The sequence below is a fragment of the Streptococcus mitis genome (genome assembly GCF_001074635.1).
Classification (GTDB): domain Bacteria; phylum Bacillota; class Bacilli; order Lactobacillales; family Streptococcaceae; genus Streptococcus; species Streptococcus mitis_E.
The window spans coordinates 1-17358 of record NZ_JUQO01000070.1 but is presented as its reverse complement, the minus strand read 5'-3'; the positions used below and the strand labels follow the sequence as shown (position 1 = coordinate 17358).

Below are 17358 nucleotides of genomic sequence, written 5' to 3'. Positions count from 1 at the left end.
TGAGCAGCCTGCGGCTAGTTTCCTAGTTTGCTCTTTGATTTTCATTGAGTATAACCATCGAGCTCTTTTAAGGAGGAGTAAATTTCTATGAATAAAAAACTCACAGATTATGTGATTGATCTGGTGGAAATTTTAAATAAACAACAAAAACAGGTTTTCTGGGGAATATTTGATATTTTGAGTATGGTGGTTTCCATCATTGTATCTTATATTTTATTTTATGGGCTGATTAATCCAGCACCTGTTGACTACATTATCTATACGAGTTTGGCCTTCTTGTTTTATCAATTGATGATTGCATTTTGGGGGTTGAATGCTAGTATTAGTCGTTACAGCAAGATTACGGACTTTATGAAAATCTTTTTTGGTGTGACTGCTAGCAGTGTTTTGTCTTATGGAATCTGCTATGCCTTCTTGCCACTTTTTTCAATCCGTTTCATCATTCTCTTTATCTTGTTGAGTACCTTCTTGATTTTATTGCCACGGATTACTTGGCAGTTAATCTACTCTAGACGCAAAAAAGGCAGTGGTGATGGAGAACACCGTCGGACCTTCTTGATTGGTGCCGGTGATGGTGGGGCCCTCTTTATGGATAGTTACCAACATCCAACCAGTGATTTGGAACTTGTTGGTATTTTGGATAAGGACGCTAAGAAAAAAGGACAAAAACTTGGTGGGATTCCTGTTTTGGGTTCATATGATGAATTGCCTGAATTAGCCAAACGCCACCAAATCGAGCGTGTTATCGTTGCGATTCCGTCGCTTGACCCGTCAGAATATGAACGTATCTTACAGATGTGTAATAAGCTGGGTGTTAAATGTTACAAGATGCCTAAGGTTGAAACTGTTGTTCAAGGCCTTCACCAAGCAGCTACTGGCTTCCAAAAAATTGATATTACGGACCTTTTGGGACGTCAGGAAATTCGTCTTGACGAATCGCGTCTGGGCGCAGAACTGACAGGTAAGACAATCTTGGTTACAGGTGCTGGTGGCTCAATCGGTTCTGAAATCTGTCGCCAAGTTAGCCGCTTCAATCCTGAACGCATTGTCTTGCTCGGTCATGGGGAAAACTCAATCTACCTCGTTTATCATGAATTGATTCGTAAGTTCCAAGGGATTGATTATGTGCCAGTTATCGCAGATATTCAAGACTATGACCGCTTGTTGCAAGTCTTTGAGCAGTACAAGCCAGCTATTGTTTATCATGCGGCTGCCCACAAGCATGTTCCTATGATGGAGCGCAATCCAAAAGAAGCCTTCAAAAACAATATTCGTGGAACTTACAATGTTGCTAAGGCTGTTGATGAAGCCAAAGTACCTAAGATGGTTATGATTTCGACAGATAAGGCGGTTAATCCACCAAATGTTATGGGAGCAACCAAGCGCGTGGCTGAGTTGATTGTCACTGGCTTTAACCAACGTAGCCAATCGACCTACTGTGCAGTTCGTTTTGGGAATGTTCTTGGTAGTCGTGGTAGTGTGATTCCAGTCTTTGAGCGTCAGATTGCTGAAGGCGGGCCTGTAACGGTCACAGACTTCCGCATGACTCGTTACTTTATGACCATTCCAGAAGCTAGCCGTTTGGTTATTCACGCTGGTGCTTATGCCAAGGATGGGGAAGTCTTTATCCTTGATATGGGCAAACCAGTCAAGATTTATGACTTGGCCAAGAAAATGGTCCTTCTAAGTGGACATACCGAAAGCGAAATTCCAATCGTTGAAGTTGGAATCCGCCCAGGTGAAAAACTCTACGAAGAACTCTTGGTGTCAACCGAACTGGTTGATAATCAGGTTATGGATAAGATTTTCGTTGGTAAGGTTAATGTCATGCCTCTAGAAGCCATCGATCAAAAGATTGAAGAGTTCCGCACTCTCAGTGGAGATGAGTTGAAGCAAGCCATTATCGCCTTTGCCAATCAAACCACCCACGTTGAATAAAAAAGAAAAGCGCATATTATCAAGTTGTTCATAAGAACCTTGGTAATATGCGTTTTGTTATGTAGAGACTTGCTCCATTTTCTTCTGAAATAGAGTCGTTACCCAGTCTATGTTATTGAAAATACTCTAAAACCTCTAAGGGGGTATGGGCGATATAATCAGGATGATAGTTAAGCAAGTCTGCTTGCTCTCCAAATCCCCAAGTGACGGCTAATTTCTGAATGCCTGTTTCTTGAGCTCCCAGCATATCAAACTTGGTATCTCCGATGATGATGGCTTGTTCTGGTGCTAGTTGATGTGTCTGCAAGGCTAGGTGAATGACATCTTCCTTATGGGGTGCTTCAGGGCTGGAACCATAAATGCCATCAAAGAAATGATAGATTCCCAAATTTTTAGTCATGTCTTGAGCGGTTGGAGTATTCTTTGTAGTGGTGATATAAAGAGGGTAATTGCTCGATAACTCCTCAAGCAAGTCTACAATCTGAGGAAAGAGTTGAGCTTCATGGATGCCTTTTTTCTTGTAGTAAGACCGGTATATCTGGACAGCCTCAGAAATTTGGTCTTTGGGAAGGCAGGTCGCAAAACTACTTTCGAGGGGCGGTCCCATAAAACCACGAATCGTTTTGGCATCAGGGCTAGGCATCCCCAGCTCCTTAAAGGTATGGGTAAAGGCATTGTGAATCCCGATAGAACTGTCAACGAGGGTTCCATCCAGATCGAAAAAAATCGCTGTGATAGAGGTCATGGTTTCTCCTATTTGATAAGCTTATTCTCCGAAAATTTCTTTTTGGAGGCGACGACCAGTAGGGGTGGCAGCAAGTCCACCTTCAGCTGTTTCACGAAAGGCAGTTGGCATGCTTGAACCCACTTGGTACATGGCATCGATCACTTCATCCACAGGGATTTTAGATTCGATACCTGCCAAGGCCATGTCTGCTGCGATGAAGGCAAAGCTGGCTCCCATGGCATTGCGTTTGACACAGGGAACTTCGACCAAGCCGGCAACAGGGTCACAGATGAGGCCTAGCATATTTTTAATGACAAAGGCAATGGCCTGACTGGCCTGATACGGTGTCCCACCAGCAGCTAGAGTCAAGGCGGCAGCACTCATAGCAGAGGCAGAGCCGACTTCGGCCTGGCAACCGCCCTCAGCACCTGAGATAGAGGCATTGTTTGCGATGACTAGTCCAAAGGCACCGGCAGCAAAGAGGAAATCCAGCTGTTGCTCGTGGCTGAGGTCTAATTTTTCAATAGCAGCAGTAAGAACGGAAGGGAGACAGCCAGCACTTCCTGCGGTCGGAGTAGCGCAGACCAAGCCCATTTTGGCATTGTGTTCATTGACAGCGATAGCATTGCGGGCAGCAGAGAGAATTGTATAATCTGATAAAGTTTTTCCGTTTTTGATGTAGTGATCCAATTTGGCAGCATCTCCACCTGTCAGGCCACTACGAGATTTATTTTCATTGAGGCCAAGTTGGACAGAGGCTTTCATGACTTCCAGATTGCGTTCCATGAGAAGGAAGACTTCTTCACGTTCGCGACCGGTCAATTCAAACTCTGTTGTAATCATGAGTTCTGCGACATTTCCTTGAAAGTCTAGTTCTGCCTGCTCGACCAATTCTTTGATAGAATAAAACATGCTTCCTCCTATTTAAAGAAATTGACATTGTGGAGATGAGGGATTTTTCGAATTTCTTCGATGGCCTCATCACAGTTGCGACTATCGACTTCGATAATCATAATGGCTTTTTCACCAGCTTTTTCACGAGTAACATTCATCTGGGCGATATTGATACCATAGCGTGAAAGGGCCTCTGTTACGAGGGCAATCATACCTGGAATATCTTGATGAACGATGATGATAGTCGGTGTATTCATATTGAGAGAGACGGCAAAGCCATTGAGTTCGGTTACCTGAATATTTCCTCCACCGATAGAAATACCAGTTACGCTGATGGTCTTGTGGGCATTTTTGACGGTAATTTTAGTGGTGTTTGGGTGAGGAGTATTGCTGTCTTTCTGAATGGTCCAGACAATCTTGATGCCACGCTTGTGGGCAATCTCCAGACTATTTGGGATTTCAGGATCATCTGTATCCATGCCTAAAATACCTGCAACAAGGGCTAGGTCTGTTCCGTGACCACGATAGGTTTTGGCAAATGAGTTAAATAGTTGGAATTCGACTTCTGTCGGAGTATCATCAAAAATGGAAGAGACAATCTTCCCAATACGAACAGCACCAGCGGTATGGCTACTAGATGGGCCAATCATAACTGGTCCGATGATATCAAAGACAGATTGAAAACGAAGTGATTTCATCAGTTTCCCCTTATAAAAATTCTTATCTCTATTATATCAAAGAATGAAGGTCTTGGCTTTAATTGTGGATGAAAACCTTTTTACACTACAAATAGAATAAAAAAGCATCTTTTGTAACAAAAAATAGCTTATTTAGGGAAATAAAAAATAATTTTGTAATATTTCTACATAAAAGTGTCAAGAAACGGTAATATTTAAAGGGTATGATAGAACTATAGAAAGAAGGAGAATTTTCGAATATGAAATCAACAACTAAAAAGATTAAAACAACTCTTGCAGGAGTAGCTGCCTTGTTTGCAGTATTTGCTCCATCATTTGTATCTGCTCAAGAATCATCAATTTACACTGTTAAAGAAGGTGATACACTTTCAGAAATCGCTGAAACTCACAACACAACAGTTGAGAAATTGGCAGAAAACAACCACATTGACAACATCCATATGATTTATGTTGGTCAAGAGTTGGTTATCGACGGTTCAGCAGCGCCAGTAGCCCCAGCTTCAACGACTTATGAAGCTCCAGCAGCCCAAGATGAGGCTGTCTCAGCTCCAGTGGCAGAAACTACAGAGGTAGAGGAAGAAAATCCAGTAGTAAGTGAAACAGTAGCAGAAGAAACAGTTGCTTCAACTGTCAGCGGATCTGAAGCAGAAGCTAAAGAATGGATTGCTCAAAAAGAATCAGGTGGTAGCTACACAGCTACAAACGGACGTTACATCGGACGTTACCAATTGACAGATTCATACTTGAACGGTGACTACTCAGCTGAAAACCAAGAACGTGTAGCAGATGCCTATGTTGCAGGACGTTACGGTTCATGGACAGCCGCTAAAAACTTCTGGCTTAATAATGGCTGGTATTAAGAACTAACGAACAAATAATATGTAAAAGTCGAGGAATCCCCTCGACTTTTTATTTTTCCTTCGCTTGGTAATAGATCTCTACTTCTTTTTTGAGATGAGACAGCATAGAAGTTTCCTCGGTCAGCTCTAGAAGTGAGAAACCTTTTTGGATAAGTCTAGCCTCATCCCTACAAATCCCGATACGGACATAGCAGATAGCAAGCCTATCGTAGCTTTTCTTGTTCTTAGCGTCCTCTAGTAAAGTATAGCAGATTTGTTGACACATGTTTTTGTCTTGATGGTATAAGTAAATGGTGGACAGATTGAGTAGGATTGCCATTCGTAAGTCATATAAATGTTGGTAGTTTTTATAGACTTCCAAGCGTTGCAAGATTTTTCCAGTGATGAGATGGAGGTGTTCAATAGGAAAGCTGAAAAGGATGGTATTGAGGATTTTTAGGTCATTTTCATACCATGTATCTTGTTTTTCAATTTTTTCCCAAAGTTTTTTGACAATCTGTTTCACTTGGTCTGACAGTTGCTCTGTACCATGTTGACGGATATGAATGACAATTTCCAGCATATCTCTGATTTCTTCTATGGGCAGGTCGTGGTGGGTCTTGAGGTAGTCTTGGCATGTTTCAAAAAAATCAACTAGACTACTGCTGCCAATGATAGAACTCATATTGAGATAAGTTTGCATGATTTCTGTTCGTTGGCTCGGTTGATAGAGATGGCAGATGTAGTCAAACTCTTCAAAACTCATATTGATTTGCCGGAGAAGAAATTCCATGTTTTCATATTTGGGAGTTACCTTACCGCTTTCAATCTTTGATAGGCTGGTTCTTGAGAGAACATTTCCACAGACCTCTTCTTGGGTCAAGCCTTTTGACTCGCGAATTTCTTTATAGACCTTTCCAAAATCATAACGCATGGGCTTTCTCCTTTTCGTGAAAAAAGTTAACAAATAATAAAATCCTATTAAAAATATTGTATCATAGTAACAGGAATAGTAAAAAAGAAAACTAAAATAAGTTTGGTGTAATTTTAAGATGGGGTTAATGAGTACTATGATGTAACTAGAAAAGGGGTGGAAAAATGTTTAAAAATAAGGAGTTTTTTAGAGTAGTCATGATATTTGTGATAGGAATCATCCTCATTTTAATGACACCAGTCTTATTTAAAGTTGTTATGGAACTATTTTCAAAATAAATAGGCCTCTGTTTTAGGCAGAGGCGTGAATCAGGAGGTTAAGTGATGAACTACAATGTAAAATATCTCTTATCAGGAATATTTATTATAGTCTTTATAGGTTTTCTAGTCTGGATGCGTTATTTTAATCAGAAGAAGGAAGAAGCGCATTCGGATGTGTCTTTTGAAGCGAGGTTAGATAGTGAGGTCAAGGCCTTATATAAACAACTAGGATTGGGTGAGGAGCCTCAGTATTTCTTAGCGTATCGCTACCTACATCCTTGGTTTAATTTGGCGATTTTACCACCAACAGTTGAAATTTTCTTAACTAAAATAGCGCTGGTGATGGTGACTCCAGATGAACTACTGATAAGAAATCTTGGGAATGGGATGACTTTCACAAGTGAGCACCATCGTGATTTGCGACAAGGACTTATCCGCATTCCAAAATCAGAGATGAAAGAATTTGAGATTCGCAACTGGAAAAGAGTTTTTATATTTGGCGATTTTTTGACAATTAAAACAAGCCAACATAGCTATTATTTGCAGGTTAGAGATGATGGACTTCAAAAAGGAAGTCTTTCTACCAAACATTTCTCCGACTTGAAACGACAAGATTTTCTAGGATTATTAACAGATAAAAGAACATTCTGATTGACAATTGCCTAAAAATCTAACCTCTAAACGTTCAAACATTCAAAAACCACACAGTGTTTTCAGCCTTGAACACAATTAAGCTGAGAGAATCACTGTGTGGCTTTATTGGAAAGTTAGTTTTTCCCAGCCTCTTTTTGCTTACATGTAGGAAAATCTGTTCACTCTTTGTAGACAATATGTCATAATCTTCTCAAAAAAGTAGTATAATGTTTTTATAGAATATAAATAGTGGTGGATAGCATGCATGCATTATTAGCAACAAGATTAAAAAATAAGCGAAAAGAGTTGGGGTGGTCGCAAAAAGAGTTGGCCGAAGGAATTTGCCAACAAACTCAGATAAGTCGAATGGAACAAGGCAAATATATGCCAGGAGCTGATTTGTTATATAAATTATCTGAAAAAATGGGCTTAAATATGGACTATTTCTTTTCAGGAGAAATTTCGAAAGAGTTTCTAGGCTTATCTGCTTTCAAGAGGTTGTCTGAAACATTGTTGGAAAATCAAGATTATGCCTCTTTGAAATATGCTTTTGAGGGAGAAAGAAAGCAACAGACTTCCTTATCTTTTGATGAAAAGATTTATCTGGACTGGATAGATGCCATTCTAACCTATCAATGTGAACATCAATTAAAACTAGCTATTTCAAAAATAGAGGACATCCTCAGTAGGATTAGTATTGATAAAGTGGATTATTTGTATATTTTGAATACCCTGCTGATTTTCTTAGGCTATGATGAGGATAAGGAGAAATTTGAACAACTATATGAACAGGTTTCCGTAGCTCTTTCAAAAATCGATACCAGTGTGCGTGAACAAATTGAGTTGTATATCAAAATAAAATACAATTATTGTTACCACCTTTGGAAACAGGAGGAGATGGACAAGTCCAGAGCGCTATTATTGGAGATGATTGAATTTTGTAACAAATATCATAGTAGCTTTAGGCTAGCAGATTTATATTGTTTGTTGGGAAATGTAACAGAGGATCTTGATATCTCTGTTGCTAAGGACTATTATATGAAAGCTAAGGTGCTCTATCTAATTGAAAATAATGAAGTTATGGCACTCAAGGTAGAACAATATCTGATGGATAAGTAGTCAGAGAATGTATGAGGCTGGGAAAAAAGTCTTTAAAATAAAAAAACGCATAATATCAGGTTTTGAAAAAACTGATACTATGCGTTTCATTATGGGGATATTTACTTCATTTTATCCTGAAATTGAGTTTTAGATTATCCTCTTCATACACAAAATATAACTATAATTCTTCTTTTTAAAAATATTTAGATTATTACTTAAATCGCTTGACAGTTTATATATGTTGATTTATAATATAGGTGAAAGAAGGTGGCAAGATGGGAAAATTAAAATTCGAATATTTGAAAGCGCTATCTCTGTTGCTTATTGTGCTAATTCTACTGAGTAATAGTCGAAGTTTTATTAGTACTACTCTAGTTACTCAAGGTATTGATACAGGAGCGTACTATTCTCCCGGTTAAAAATAAGTTCGTTGTTAAAGAATGAGATAGAAGGAAGGTGAGTCCAATGGACTACGATACTTGTTGATAATTACTATAGCTGTTTTTACGGAACAGCTCTCGATAATAGGAGAAATAAATCATGAGAAAATTAGTTAAAATTGGTGTTGCATCTTTAATGGTATGTGGTATACTTGCTACTACAAATGCTTTAGCAGTATGGGTTGATGGTGGTCAATGGAACTATGGAGTAGGTTGGACAGGAACTTTTGGATATTCTGATTATTTACATTCTACTCGATCTCATACAGCAACTGTCAAGCATGGAGGTAGAATCTCTAAGGATCGTGAAGATCCCGAGGTTTGGGCTAAAGCTTCCCTTAATCAAATTCCACCAACAGGAATGGAATATTTCTATGGATTTTAAGTGAAATTTGAGTCTGGGACAAAAAGATTTTGATTTTAGGAATTCTTTATTATAAATTTTAAAAATCGATAGATTAGACAAAAAAGCGAACAAGACAGAATTCTTAGTGTCAGATAACTCGTTTTGTTCGCTTTTTATATTTAAGGTTAGACTTTTGTCCCAGACTCGAACTTTAGTGGAGGTACTTTTATGAAAAAAATCAGTCATCTTTGTATGTTTCTGCTGTTGCTGTGTACCACTTTTTTTGTTTTTAATGTAAACTACACACGTGAAGCGGTTCGGATTCGGGAAATGGGAAAGACTGTAGATTCTTTGGATTTGTATTTGAAAGATATTAACGAACCTGCAGCGTCTGTTCTTCGATTTTTTGAGGATGTATCAAAGGAGTACAAAGTCTCCATCATCAAAACAGACAGTGGTGATGAGGTAATCAAGTCTGGTGTTTTTGATAAAGATACCTTCCCCTACCAAGAGTTTGGGATTTCTTCTCTTGATTTTACCACAGATGGTGAAGGAGTCTACAGTAATAAAGAAATTTCTAATAAACTTGGTACGATTCCGACTTTTCTAAAAGCCAAGCCTATTCAGCTTATGACTTTTCAAATCTATATCAAGGATACATCTCGTAGTTTAAATGGTCGCTATACGATAACTTCTACACAAGAGATGGATAAGGATAGGATTGTACAGAAATGGAGCGATTTTTTCAAGATAGACCAGGCTACCTTGCTAGAGCCTACCTATAAAAGTGCAGTGGAAGTCATAAATCGAGATTTGCTTTTATCTGCCATTGTTTTTGTCTTGGCTATTTTACTTCTTGTGTTAGTAACAGTGTATCAGCCGATGATGGAGATGAAACGAGTGGGGGTTCAAAAGTTACTTGGTTTTCAAAGCGGGGCGATTTTATCTGGTTTTGTAAAGACTAATTTTTATCTTCTCTTGGGTGGAAGTCTTATCATTGACTTGGGACTATTTTTAGTGCTGGACTACAGACCAAAACTTTTGTTCCCAAGTTTACTCTTATCCCAATTTCTGCTTTTACAGTTGTATTTGTTCATCAGTTGGCTGACCTACCTGATGATTCAAAAAATGACAGTCAGTTCCATGTTGAAAGGTTTTTCATCTGTCAAACTTGGTCTTATCTTCAATTATGTGATGAAAATAGGGACAACTATTTTACTGACGGCCTTACTGATTGGGGTGGGCAGAAGTTTAGAACAAGAAAACAAAGAACTTGCTTATCAGCAACAGTGGGTAAGCCAAGGTAATTACCTGACCTTAGAAACCTTCAAACTCAATGATAACCTGTGGCAAGAAGAGCTAGCAGGTTCAGGGAAATCTACAGATTATTTCTACCAATTTTATCAAGACTTGCTAGCAAAAACACAAGTAAACTATGTGCGAAGTACGAGTCTTCCTATCAAACCAGTCATCAAAGCTGAACAAGTGCAGCAGTACCAACTGCCTGATAAGGTAGATGTTTACTATGCTAATAGCAATTTTCTAAAGAGCAAGGGATTCAAGTTACCAGATACCAGCACTAAAAAAGTTATTTTGATGCCAGCCAGTGATAAAGGACAAGAAGGCAAGAATCAGTTCTTGGGAAAATCCATCGCCTATCTTTCTCTGAGATATGAAGATCAGCAAAAGCAAACAATAGAAGATATGGATGTAGAAATTGCCTACTATGAAGGAGATTGGTCCTTCTTCCCTTATAATAATGAGCGAAAGGAAAATCTCCACAATCCAATCATTAGTCTGGTAAATGATCAAGACATGATGTGGGAAGAAAAGACTCGCTTGTCAACGACAGGTTTAAACAATCCGATGAAAGTTGAAAATACAGAACAAAATCAAAAAGTGATTACGGAGTTAGTTGAGAAATTATCAGATGGGAATTATTTAAAATTTTCATCGATTCAAGCCATTCAACAAGAGAAAGTAGATTCTTATCGAGATGCAGTTCTAAATCTTAATATACTCTTTGCTTTGTTTGGTCTCCTTAGCATGATGATTTCCTACTTTTTACTCGTTACCACTTTCTTGTTGAAGCGCAGGGATATCATTACCAAGAAGTTTATGGGGTGGAAACTGGTCGATCGCTACCGTCCTCTCCTCGTTCTGCTCTTGCTGGGCTATAGTCTCCCTCTTCTAGTCTTGATTTTCTTTGCCCATGCGCTCTTGCCACTCCTGCTGTTTGCAGGCTTTACATGTTTGGATATACTATTTGTGCTAGCCTTGGCTTCTAGGATGGAGAAAAGAAGTTTAGTAGAGTTATTGAAAGGGGGCATCTTATGATTGAGTTGAAAAATATTACCAAAACCATTGGGGGAAAAGTGATTTTGGATAACTTATCTCTCAGGATTGATCAGGGAGATTTGGTTGCCATCGTTGGAAAAAGTGGGAGTGGTAAGTCGACCTTGTTAAATTTATTAGGTTTGATAGATGGTGATTATAGCGGACGGTATGAGATTTTTGGTCAGACAAATCTAGCGGTCAATTCTGCTAAGTCGCAAACAATAATCCGTGAACATATCTCTTATCTGTTTCAAAATTTTGCCCTGATTGATGATGAAACGGTCGAGTACAATCTCATGCTGGCGCTGAAATATGTGAAATTGTCCAAGAAAGACAAACTCAAAAAGGTGGAAGAGATTTTAGAGAGAGTAGGTTTGTCAGCTACTTTGCACCAAAAGGTCTCCGAGTTGTCTGGTGGCGAACAACAACGAATTGCAGTTGCTAGAGCCATTTTAAAACCCAGCCAGTTGATTTTAGCCGATGAACCAACAGGTTCGCTGGATCCTGAAAATAGAGATTTGGTCTTGAAGTTTCTCTTAGAGATGAATCAAGAGGGGAAAACAGTCATTATTGTGACCCACGATGCTTATGTAGCCCAACAATGTCATCGCGTCATTGAACTGGGCAAGGGAGAATGAATTAGTTTTGCTTATTTTGACTGACTGAATACTCATGCTTTCCAGAGATAAATAGACTTCCTGCGAAACAAAATATGGTATACTATTTCTATGAATTATGAATGAGGAAATCAAGCAAACTCAAGCCACTAACTCTTGAAGATAAATCCTATAACCATGCGCTATCTAAAGAGAGAATCAAGGCTGAGAATATTTTTGCCAAAGTAAAAACGTTTACGAATGAATTTGATTGCTGGAATTATCAACCGTGAACTAGGATTCTAGCTTCGTAGGAAGTCTATTTTTAAATCGTGCAATATTATTGCACGATTTACTCATTACTAAAGCTATTTAGCAATGTATACTTAGTAGTGTAAAGATGATTATCTAAAAAAAGAAAGGAGAGTTGTTTATGACTAATAATGTTAATTGTTAATTTAGGAAGTATATATGTTTCTTGAGATGTGTAAATTTTCCTTGTAATAGTTGACAGATATAGAGTCAAATGATAAATTATAGGAGGAACAAAATGAAAGAAAATTATGTAGAAGTTGATAGCTTGCGTCATGAAATTGACAATCAAGAACTATCAGGTAATTCTGTAGCTGGATTCAGAATGTCCGCTGTAGATAGAATGAACAAGATTGGAGAGTAAGATGGAAGGAATTATTGGAACACTTGAGTTTTATGCTCCCGTATTGATTCTAGGAGCATCTATTATTGGTATCGTCTACGTTATGAAAAAACGAAAAGAACGAAAATGATGTATATTTAAAAAGCCATACTAGTTTATGGCTTTTTTACTTGTCTTTAGAGAGATTATGCACGAATTACTCATGATATTAAAGCTCAGATTGATTATAATAGTCTTGTAAAATAGAAATGGAGGAATATTTATGTCACAATTAGTTGTAAAAAATTTAAATAAAGAGTTTGGGGAGGGAGATAGCCTAGTTCATGCTTTATCGGATGTTAATCTCTCTGTAAAGACAGGAGAATTTCTTGCTATTATGGGAGCAAGCGGCAGTGGAAAAACAACTTTGTTAAACTGTATTTCAACAATCGATAAGCCGACGTCAGGTGATATTTCCTTTGAGGGATTTGATATCATCAATGCAACAGATAATCAATTGGCAAACTATCGCTCACAAAATATTTCCTATATCTTTCAATCTTATAATTTAGTTGAAACTTTAACAGTTTATGAGAATATTGTCTTACCATTACAAATTCAAGGGAAAAAAGTTGCTGATTGTCATTTAAAAATAGAAAATATCCTAGAAAAATTATCAATTGGTCAATTACGAAATAAATTTCCCAATCAATTATCAGGAGGACAAAGACAGCGTGTTGCCACCGCACGTGCTCTAATTGATGAATCTAAACTGCTTATTGCAGATGAACCAACAGGTGCTTTAGATTCGGCTAACTCAGAAAATTTAATGGCTCTTCTGCAAGAGATTAATCAAGTTTTTGGCATTACCATTTTAATGGTGACACATGATCCGGCAGCAGCTAAGTATTCATCACGAATTATTCTATTAAAGGATGGACAAGTTACAGCAGATATGTACCGCCATTCTTTATCAAATGAAGAATACTTACAAAAAATTTATAAACATACACGATAAGGAGAAGTAGGATGTATCCAAAATTAATTCTCAGAAATGTTCAAAGAAATTTACAGACCTACACAGTTTATTTTCTTAGTTTAACGTTAATTTATAGTCTACTCTATGCATTTAATGCTTTGCCAAGTCATCCTGTTATGCAAAGTTTATCAGGTGCTAAGGAGATGATGACAACCATTATGACACAATATATGGGACTATTATCTTATGTTGTATTGAGTACAATTGCTTTTTTAGTTGTTTACTCCACTGGTTTCGTATTAGGTCGAAGAAAACAAGAGCTAGGTCTATACGCAACATTGGGGATGAAAAAACGTCATATTGTAGGAACGCTTTTCTGTGAGACAATGGTTGTTAATCTGTTTGCTTTGCTTGCAGGATTTATCTTAGGGTTAGGAGTATTGATTGTTCTAGCACATATTGCATCTAATTTTTTTATGGGGAATTATTTTGGTAATATGTTTTTTCTAGACATGAAATCAGTTAATTTATTAGGAATATCATATTTAGCAACAAGTGTAATCATTGGTGTGATGGACATAGTTACCTTTAGAAAGCAAGCTATTATTTCTCTTATTCAAGAAAATGGTGTTAAAAGTTCTATTTTTTCGAAAGGAGAAACAAAATGCCAATTGCTACTATTTATCTTGTCGGCACTAGTTATTTGCTTTGGATGTGTCTATTTATCAGACTATACACATATTTCAATTCTTAGAAATTGGGGAATGTTACTTATAACACTGTTTGTACTAGTTATATTTATTTTTTACAGTACATTAAGTCATTCTTTGATCCGCTTAACTTATTCATTGCCAAATTGGTATTTCAAGAAATATAATTCATTTAAACTCAGACAACTATCTAAGCAAGCAGATCGTAATTCGGTGACCATATCGGTATTATCGCTTTCCTTGGCATTAGCAACTAGCTTATTGATTTTTAGTGGTAGTGCCTACAGTTCATTGAGTAATGATTTAAATAAATTTATTCCTTATGATATTGATGTGCAGATGTTTAAGGGAGAAAAATACCATCATAACAATATAGATGTAAAGAATAAGTTAAAAGAAGATGGTTTTGACTTTTCGATTATTGATAAAGAGTTTGAGTATCCAACTTATATAAGTGAATTGACTTATAAAGATATTATTGATACAAGCAATTTATGGGATTTAGATAAAGAATTAGGAGGCTCGTTCGTTAATATTGTTTCGCTTACTGATTATAATTCTTTATTAAGACTTCAAGGGAAAAAAGAAGTCAGTTTGTCAGACAATGAATTTTTAATAAATGCAAACTATAAAGGCACTAGGAAGCAGATTAGGGAATTTCTCTCTAAAACTAACGAATTGACTGTTTCCGATGTAAAGTTAAGGTCAAGTTCTAAAAGTCCTTTGGAAAATGTTTATTTTGTTACTACAGTAGAAAATAATGATCGAGGGACATTGATAGTCCCTGATAAAGTAGCGAAAAAATTGACTATTAACAGTTTACATTATGTAGCCTTATATAAAAAAGGGATTGATAAACGAAATGTTGAATCATTTTTAGAGAACTGGATTGAAAATTATTATTTTACGGATCAAGAAGGAAATCAAGCTGATTTTGTATATCAAACAAAAGTTCGATCAGCAGAACTATATCTAGGAGTTATGGGAGTCATTGTATTAGTTCTAATTTTTGTTGGAGTTATTTTTACAGTTATCACATTGAGTATTCTGTCGTTGCAGGCTTCCACAAATGCATTAGAAAGTGTTAATGATTACAATATACTTTATTTATTAGGAAATCAAAGAATGCAAAATAAAAAAATTATTTTTCAACAGATTCTCGCCTATTTTCTAATACCGTTGCTAATAGCTATTCCATTGAGTTGTTCACTTAGTAATAGCTTATTAGGCTACTTTGAAAATTTTGCAAATACAACAGTTGTAATTGATGTAAAATATTTATTGTTTATGATTGGTTTATTTACAATTTATATCTATTTTACCTATAAAATTTGTGTGAGGGCCAGTAATCAGATCTAATGAGTGAAAACCAGAATGGGATATTAGCTATCCTTATTCTGGTTTTGTGATATAATGATAACAAAAAATCATAGTAGGAAATTTTAAATATGAAGACGTGGTTAAAGAATATTTCTGATAACTCATTATTGTTATGGTGGAGCACTTTAATAAATCATTTTATATTAATGGTTTATATATACCTTAAAATTCCATTTGACTTTTCATCAACTTTTACTCAAAAATTTGCAGTTGTTTTTATTATTTTGTTGATTATTTCTACTTATATTTGTAATTTCTTAAAGTTTAAATATAGTGAATTAAAGTTGTGGCTATTACTATCTCTATTTTTAATTAGTTGGCAATTGGCTCTGAGTTTGAATGTTGAACACACATTATTCCATTTTTTAGATCTGCTTCATCCCATTAATTCTTTTCTATTAGTTTATAGTTCAGTATCTATTATTCTGTTAGGTAAAAAAATAGGTGAGGAACTATTTTTTGTAACTTTTATTGTTACGATTATTACAGAGATATCTTATTTTTTTAGTGAGCCTCTCTTTTTATTCTTATCTATATTTACATCATTTTTCATTTCTTGCTTACCTATTGTTCTGTTAATGATGTATAAAAAAGAGTTGAAATCTTTTTTAAATTACCAGAGGAAAAATTTAACCTTCCTTTCATTTTTTCTACCCGTTACTTATGTCATTTTATATATTAACACGGCTGATATTGGTATTTTAAATTTTTTATGGTATGTAGAAATTTTTTTGGTACTTGTTTCGTTCCACTTGAAAACAATTTATATGAGTTTTCAAAAAAAGATAGATGAGTTGAAACTATTATATATTGAGGCAAGTTTAAAAATACTACTGGGGGTAAGTATCCTTTTAATTGCTACATTTATTATTGCAAGACTAGATTTAAAACAAAGTTTTATTTGTTTTAATTTACTTGTGCTGATTGTTGGATTTCTAACGGAAGAATTTATTAGATTATTTAGAGGTAAGCGGCTAACGGGTGCAAAAGATTATTTAGAAGTTTTATTTTTGAAAAGAAATAAGATGGTGAAGAATTTGTTAGCTAATGAAGATATAGAGCAACAATTCGCAGAATTTCTTCATAACGAAGTATTACAAAGTGTGATGGCTATTAAAAATTTTAATAAATATGGAGAAGATGAGAAGTTTAGAACTCAGATTGGATATGTCTCAGATGAACTAGTTCAACGTATCCGAGAGAGAATGGATTATTATCAACCAATGAGTAGTGGCAATGAGGAGTTAACTAAAAAATATACATCATTAATTGATAGAATATTGAGGAGATATGAGACTATGAAAGAAGTTGAAACAGATTTTCAGTCTGATTTTTTTCTAATGGAACCGTATGATAAGATTCTTTATCGCTTTATTGAAGAATTAGTGACTAATGCTGTTAAATATTCATCAGGACATACTATTTGGTTATCTCTCTCTGTATCTGACGATATTATTTATTTATCTTGTAAAAATAATTATGATATTTCTAGTAACCATCTTGGTTATGGGTTAAAGAATTTAGAAAATCGTGTTAGTGTTTTAGGTGGAACAATAGAAATTCAGACAATGGATGCTATGTTTCAAGTAGAAATTCAATTACCAATAGATAAGGAGCTATGCTATGAAAATTTTATTAATTGATGATCACAAGTTGTTTAGTCAGAGCATAAAAATGATTTTAGAGTTATCAGAAACAATTGAATATGTTGATTTAGTTGAAAATTTTCAATCAGTAGATGATATTGATTATAGTCCATACGATATCATTTTGATAGATATTAATTTGACTAGTATTTATGAAACAGATGGATTAGCCTTGGCAGAAGAAATGATAAAAAAAGAACGAGGTATTAAAACAATGTCATTAAGTTAGTGATCTAACTACTTGAATAGGAGGTGTGATTGAGAAC

At 36.0% G+C, this 17358-nt stretch carries 16 protein-coding genes and 1 pseudogene; 13 read left to right on the top strand and 4 right to left on the bottom strand.

Going from position 1 to position 17358, the window contains the following annotated elements; translation table 11 throughout:
- Positions 1-87 precede the first annotated feature (87 nt).
- A complete protein-coding gene (locus tag ADI58_RS02865; protein WP_049521386.1) occupies positions 88-1938 on the top strand; it encodes a polysaccharide biosynthesis protein in 1851 nt (616 codons plus the stop codon).
- A 112-nt stretch (positions 1939-2050) separates the two neighbouring features.
- Here ADI58_RS02865 and ADI58_RS02860 read toward each other — a convergent pair whose 3' ends face one another.
- The 3 genes from ADI58_RS02860 to sdaAB are packed head-to-tail and all read right to left on the bottom strand — an operon-like array spanning position 2051 to position 4257.
- Positions 2051-2683: an HAD-IA family hydrolase gene (locus ADI58_RS02860; protein ID WP_049521385.1), complete on the bottom strand. Its 633-nt coding sequence runs from the start codon at positions 2681-2683 to the stop codon at positions 2051-2053.
- Between the two features lie 21 nt (positions 2684-2704).
- Positions 2705-3577, bottom strand: a complete 873-nt coding sequence (sdaAA, locus tag ADI58_RS02855; protein ID WP_049521384.1) for an L-serine ammonia-lyase, iron-sulfur-dependent, subunit alpha — start codon at positions 3575-3577, stop codon at positions 2705-2707.
- Between the two features lie 8 nt (positions 3578-3585).
- Entirely contained in the window at positions 3586-4257 is a 672-nt protein-coding gene (sdaAB, locus tag ADI58_RS02850) for an L-serine ammonia-lyase, iron-sulfur-dependent subunit beta (RefSeq protein WP_049521383.1), read from the bottom strand.
- A gap of 239 nt (positions 4258-4496) precedes the next feature.
- Here sdaAB and apf point away from each other — a divergent pair, with 239 nt between their 5' ends.
- Positions 4497-5117, top strand: a complete 621-nt coding sequence (apf, locus tag ADI58_RS02845) for an aggregation-promoting factor (protein WP_049521382.1) — start codon at positions 4497-4499, stop codon at positions 5115-5117.
- Positions 5118-5166: 49 nt separating this feature from the next.
- Here the strand turns inward: apf and ADI58_RS02840 are convergent, their stop codons facing one another.
- Complete coding sequence (locus ADI58_RS02840; RefSeq protein WP_049521381.1) at positions 5167-6030, bottom strand: helix-turn-helix domain-containing protein; 864 nt, start codon at positions 6028-6030, stop codon at positions 5167-5169.
- Between the two features lie 323 nt (positions 6031-6353).
- Between ADI58_RS02840 and ADI58_RS02830 the strand changes: the two genes are divergently transcribed.
- The 11 genes and pseudogenes from ADI58_RS02830 (at position 6354) to ADI58_RS02790 (ending at position 17321) form a co-directional block, all read left to right on the top strand.
- Positions 6354-6941, top strand: coding sequence for a hypothetical protein (locus ADI58_RS02830; protein ID WP_033684456.1), 588 nt, complete (start codon positions 6354-6356; stop codon positions 6939-6941).
- A 243-nt stretch (positions 6942-7184) separates the two neighbouring features.
- Complete coding sequence (locus ADI58_RS02825; protein WP_049521379.1) at positions 7185-8042, top strand: helix-turn-helix domain-containing protein; 858 nt, start codon at positions 7185-7187, stop codon at positions 8040-8042.
- A 522-nt stretch (positions 8043-8564) separates the two neighbouring features.
- Positions 8565-8849, top strand: a complete 285-nt coding sequence (locus tag ADI58_RS02820; protein WP_049521378.1) for a lactococcin 972 family bacteriocin — start codon at positions 8565-8567, stop codon at positions 8847-8849.
- 189 nt (positions 8850-9038) lie between these two features.
- Complete coding sequence (locus tag ADI58_RS02815) at positions 9039-11147, top strand: amino acid ABC transporter permease (RefSeq protein ID WP_049521377.1); 2109 nt, start codon at positions 9039-9041, stop codon at positions 11145-11147.
- Complete coding sequence (locus ADI58_RS02810; protein WP_049521376.1) at positions 11144-11785, top strand: ABC transporter ATP-binding protein; 642 nt, start codon at positions 11144-11146, stop codon at positions 11783-11785. Before ADI58_RS02815 ends, ADI58_RS02810 begins: the two co-directional genes overlap by 4 nt.
- 104 nt (positions 11786-11889) lie before the next feature.
- Positions 11890-12049 (top strand): annotated as a pseudogene (locus ADI58_RS10610) (IS5/IS1182 family transposase); the annotation flags it as partial.
- Positions 12050-12293: 244 nt separating this feature from the next.
- Positions 12294-12419, top strand: coding sequence for a hypothetical protein (locus ADI58_RS11620; protein WP_023945199.1), 126 nt, complete (start codon positions 12294-12296; stop codon positions 12417-12419).
- A gap of 241 nt (positions 12420-12660) precedes the next feature.
- Entirely contained in the window at positions 12661-13395 is a 735-nt protein-coding gene (locus ADI58_RS02805; RefSeq protein ID WP_023945195.1) for an ABC transporter ATP-binding protein, read from the top strand.
- Positions 13396-13406: 11 nt separating this feature from the next.
- Entirely contained in the window at positions 13407-15425 is a 2019-nt protein-coding gene (locus tag ADI58_RS02800; protein WP_049521375.1) for an FtsX-like permease family protein, read from the top strand.
- A gap of 89 nt (positions 15426-15514) precedes the next feature.
- On the top strand, positions 15515-17089 hold the full coding sequence (locus tag ADI58_RS02795; RefSeq protein ID WP_049521374.1) for a sensor histidine kinase: 1575 nt from the start codon (positions 15515-15517) through the stop codon (positions 17087-17089).
- Complete coding sequence (locus ADI58_RS02790; protein ID WP_049521387.1) at positions 17070-17321, top strand: response regulator; 252 nt, start codon at positions 17070-17072, stop codon at positions 17319-17321. Before ADI58_RS02795 ends, ADI58_RS02790 begins: the two co-directional genes overlap by 20 nt.
- Positions 17322-17358 lie beyond the last annotated feature (37 nt).

Coding starts and splice junctions, on each gene's coding strand:
- ADI58_RS02805 (WP_023945195.1), top strand. CDS start 12,661: ATGTCACAATTAGTTGTAAAAAATTTAAATAAAGAGTTTGGGGAGGGA.
- ADI58_RS02800 (WP_049521375.1), top strand. CDS start 13,407: ATGTATCCAAAATTAATTCTCAGAAATGTTCAAAGAAATTTACAGACC.
- ADI58_RS02840 (WP_049521381.1), bottom strand. CDS start 6,030: ATGCGTTATGATTTTGGAAAGGTCTATAAAGAAATTCGCGAGTCAAAA.
- ADI58_RS02825 (WP_049521379.1), top strand. CDS start 7,185: ATGCATGCATTATTAGCAACAAGATTAAAAAATAAGCGAAAAGAGTTG.
- ADI58_RS02790 (WP_049521387.1), top strand. CDS start 17,070: ATGAAAATTTTATTAATTGATGATCACAAGTTGTTTAGTCAGAGCATA.
- sdaAA (WP_049521384.1), bottom strand. CDS start 3,577: ATGTTTTATTCTATCAAAGAATTGGTCGAGCAGGCAGAACTAGACTTT.
- ADI58_RS02815 (WP_049521377.1), top strand. CDS start 9,039: ATGAAAAAAATCAGTCATCTTTGTATGTTTCTGCTGTTGCTGTGTACC.
- ADI58_RS02865 (WP_049521386.1), top strand. CDS start 88: ATGAATAAAAAACTCACAGATTATGTGATTGATCTGGTGGAAATTTTA.
- ADI58_RS02820 (WP_049521378.1), top strand. CDS start 8,565: ATGAGAAAATTAGTTAAAATTGGTGTTGCATCTTTAATGGTATGTGGT.
- ADI58_RS02860 (WP_049521385.1), bottom strand. CDS start 2,683: ATGACCTCTATCACAGCGATTTTTTTCGATCTGGATGGAACCCTCGTT.
- sdaAB (WP_049521383.1), bottom strand. CDS start 4,257: ATGAAATCACTTCGTTTTCAATCTGTCTTTGATATCATCGGACCAGTT.
- apf (WP_049521382.1), top strand. CDS start 4,497: ATGAAATCAACAACTAAAAAGATTAAAACAACTCTTGCAGGAGTAGCT.
- ADI58_RS11620 (WP_023945199.1), top strand. CDS start 12,294: ATGAAAGAAAATTATGTAGAAGTTGATAGCTTGCGTCATGAAATTGAC.
- ADI58_RS02795 (WP_049521374.1), top strand. CDS start 15,515: ATGAAGACGTGGTTAAAGAATATTTCTGATAACTCATTATTGTTATGG.
- ADI58_RS02830 (WP_033684456.1), top strand. CDS start 6,354: ATGAACTACAATGTAAAATATCTCTTATCAGGAATATTTATTATAGTC.
- ADI58_RS02810 (WP_049521376.1), top strand. CDS start 11,144: ATGATTGAGTTGAAAAATATTACCAAAACCATTGGGGGAAAAGTGATT.